The sequence below is a fragment of the Brucella grignonensis genome, from assembly GCF_002252505.1.
GTDB lineage: Bacteria > Pseudomonadota > Alphaproteobacteria > Rhizobiales > Rhizobiaceae > Brucella > Brucella grignonensis.
Genome location: NZ_NNRL01000035.1, coordinates 1 through 525, shown reverse-complemented (window position 1 = coordinate 525; position 525 = coordinate 1). Strand labels below are relative to the sequence as shown.

Below are 525 nucleotides of genomic sequence, written 5' to 3'. Positions count from 1 at the left end.
CTCATCTGCCTCGATTTTCGCCGCGAGCCGGATCGCAGCCACGTTGTCGCGGGCGCGTTCCTTCCAGCCCTGCGCGAGACCTCGGTCGTCGGCGAGATAGAAGTTCGAACCACGTTCCCGGCCAGGCTTGGAGGGTGCGCGGGCGGCAGCTGCGATCAGCATCGCCGGCGCCGGGGACGATGGGTGGGGATCGTCGTCGGGTTCAAAGTTGCCGGCAAAGGCCGTCACGCCAAGACCGAGACCGGACGAAAGGGCTGTGTTGCCGAAAAGATCGATGGTGAATGGGTCGTCGTGCGACATGTTGTTTCTCCTTGGTGAAAGTGCGCTTCGCCAGCTCCGCTGGAGTGCTCCAGCAGGCGAGACATGTGCGAATGGGATTGGGATGCGAACGGCCGCCAGACGGCGCTCATCGCCGAAACGCTAGTCCTTCTGGACTGCGAAGAGCTGCATCGAGTCCGGTAGGAGGACAATCTTCAGGTGGGTGCAGCCGGGGCTTGCCACGATCAGCTTCACGAGCATGGAGCC

The 525-nt window shown here is 63.2% G+C and carries 1 pseudogene; it reads right to left on the bottom strand.

The annotated features are described in order from the left end of the window. Positions 1–300, bottom strand: a pseudogene (locus CEV33_RS00410) (class I SAM-dependent methyltransferase); the annotation flags it as partial. Positions 301–525: the final 225 nt, after the last annotated feature.